Origin of the sequence: Microcystis sp. M53602_WE12 (genome assembly GCF_030065455.1) — a bacterium.
Lineage (GTDB): Bacteria > Cyanobacteriota > Cyanobacteriia > Cyanobacteriales > Microcystaceae > Microcystis > Microcystis aeruginosa.
Map to the genome: position 1 here is coordinate 1 of NZ_JASJFB010000100.1, position 2202 is coordinate 2202.

General features: G+C 43.1%; 3 protein-coding genes and 2 pseudogenes. 1 reads left to right on the top strand and 4 read right to left on the bottom strand.

Annotation, left to right across the window (positions count from 1 at the left end):
- Nucleotides 1–135: 135 nt before the first annotated feature.
- Nucleotides 136–750: pseudogene (gene speB / locus PX482_RS04235) on the top strand (agmatinase); the annotation flags it as partial.
- A gap of 32 nt (nt 751–782) precedes the next feature.
- Here speB and PX482_RS27620 read toward each other — a convergent pair.
- From PX482_RS27620 to PX482_RS04255, 4 genes and pseudogenes are all read right to left on the bottom strand, one after another.
- Nucleotides 783–1109: a DUF5615 family PIN-like protein gene (locus PX482_RS27620; protein ID WP_002757286.1), complete on the bottom strand. Its 327-nt coding sequence runs from the start codon at nt 1107–1109 to the stop codon at nt 783–785.
- Nucleotides 1093–1356 (bottom strand): DUF433 domain-containing protein, encoded by a 264-nt coding sequence (locus tag PX482_RS04245; protein ID WP_002757287.1) that lies wholly within the window; start codon nt 1354–1356, stop codon nt 1093–1095. The genes PX482_RS27620 and PX482_RS04245 overlap by 17 nt, the downstream gene beginning before the upstream one ends.
- 289 nt (nt 1357–1645) lie before the next feature.
- Nucleotides 1646–2056 carry a hypothetical protein gene (locus PX482_RS04250; RefSeq protein WP_288024938.1) on the bottom strand — a complete coding sequence of 137 codons (411 nt, stop codon included), beginning with the start codon at nt 2054–2056 and terminating at the stop codon, nt 1646–1648.
- A gap of 23 nt (nt 2057–2079) precedes the next feature.
- Nucleotides 2080–2202 (bottom strand): annotated as a pseudogene (locus tag PX482_RS04255) (IS630 family transposase); the annotation flags it as partial.

Sequence of the window (2202 nt, forward strand, 5' to 3'; positions counted from 1 at the left end):
ATCGAGGGATGTATCCATTGATGGGTCAGGGTTTTCGGCTATTGCAGTAGATATGTCTGGGGTCAGTTGAGATAGACAAAAATAGTCAAAATATTTATAATGGAGGATTAGACTAAAATTTTCTGTGATTTGCCCATGTTATTGTCTTGCGCCACCGGTAGCGAACAATTTTTAGGGAGTGAAGCGATCGCCACTTACGCCACAGCTAAGGCCGTGATCCTGCCGATTCCCTACGAGGCCACCACCACCTATCGCAAGGGTTGTGAAACTGGACCGGCGGCGGTGATTACTGCTTCCCAACAATTGGAAGCCTATGACGAGGAACTTAAGAGGGAAACCTGTTTAGAAGTGGGCATCTATACCCATGGTGCGATCGCCGACACCCGTCAGCAACCGCAATTGTCCGCCGAGGAGATGTTAGCCGTCACCACAGCTACAGTTTCTCGTTTAATTGCCGATGATAAATTTGTCGTCGCCGTCGGGGGTGAACACGCTATCACCACGGGAGTAGTACAAGCTTATCGACAAGCTTTATCGGACCCTTTTACGGTGGTTCAAATTGATGCCCATGGCGATATGCGTTTTGAGTACGAAGGATCGCACCATAACCACGCCTGTGTGATGCGTCGGGTGTTAGAAATGGGTTTACCGACCTTACCCGTGGGAATTCGGGCTATTTGTCGAGAAGAAGCCGAATTAATCGCTAAACAGCAGATTCCCGTGATTTGGGATCGAGATATCGCCAGGGATGCGGAGTTATGCTGCTTTCGCCAACACAACTTTCAGGAGCCTCCAACTTCAATCACTTCTCCTGGAGAGACTTTATCTAATACGCTACAGGCATCTGGCATTAGGGGAAGTAAGTCAGAAAGTTTGTTGCTGGTTGCTACAAGAACAATAACTGCCACTCCAGTTTGCTGTAAATTTTGCTGATAACGCAAATTTTGATCTGTAGTGAGGAGAATCGTGAAACCCTCCTGACTCATCAGCCTCAGCAACTCACCGTTCTTTTTCCCTGACCATCCCATCTCAACAACTGTGCATACCTCGTAATCGGCAAGCTCACGCTTTAACGGGCGTGGGGCGCATTCATCAAGCAGGATTCGCATAGGCTGTCAACATTTCCTTTGCTAATTCAAGGGCTGAGATCGCCTGTTCTCGACTGACACTGGGAAAATGGTCTAGAAATACCTCTAATGAATCACCAGCCTCAAGATAATCAAGTAGGGTTCTCATCGGCACACGAGTTCCTACAAAAACAGGGGTTCCCCCTAGAATGTCGGGATCACTGTGAACAACACGGGATATTAATGCCATAACAAATATATCCAACTGGCTACTAGCTTTTATCGTCATTGTATCCTAAAGTCATTTGTCGGCTCTATACAAGGTGAGGCTCAGGCATGGGACACTTCACTTGACTACTCTGCCTACATCTTGCCGCTAGACCCAAACTAACTTTTGGATACGATGCACAGTTGGCATTCATACCTTGATTCAGCAACGCCTAGACTTACAGCTTCAATCAATGTGCATGGTGCGTTCCCCAAAAATCTATTAGTGGAGCGGTAGAAGTTGCATTAGGGAACTCACCCTTCCGATACAATTGCGTTATTCTCAAATTCCTTGGCGTTTAATAGTTCAGTTATTCATTTTCTTGAAAAATATCCCCATCGTATTCAATTTTAGCAAATTCGTTTTCTTCTTCTTCAAAAGAGTCTAGCTTCTCTCTAACTTCAGAAAATAAATCCTCCGATTCAGACGATTCTTGTAGTTGCTCATCAATCAAATCTACTCTAGGTAGGATGACATGAAACTCTTTTTTCCATTTAGAAATTAAATGTTCATTCCAGTTAACATCAGGACTAATTTCCTCTTTGGTCTTTTTTATTAGCTCTCTTACACCATCAGAGGTATCAGATAATATTATTTTGACAAGTTCTACACATTTATCGGCTCCAGAACCTTTAGTAAGAATGCTCAGATTTTCATTAGGCTGCACTATGATATTAGACCAGTGTGGTTGGTTTCTTTGAAAAAAACCTTCTTGATCCATTTTCTTAATAAGCTTTTACGCATTTAAGTTACATTGACAGCATTACCCTTATTTTTAAGTTTTCTACTCCATTTAATAATCAATCCCCCTTCATTTAAAAGCTGATTGACTACTTTTTCCAGTTCTTCTTTATTTTCAAATTCTCG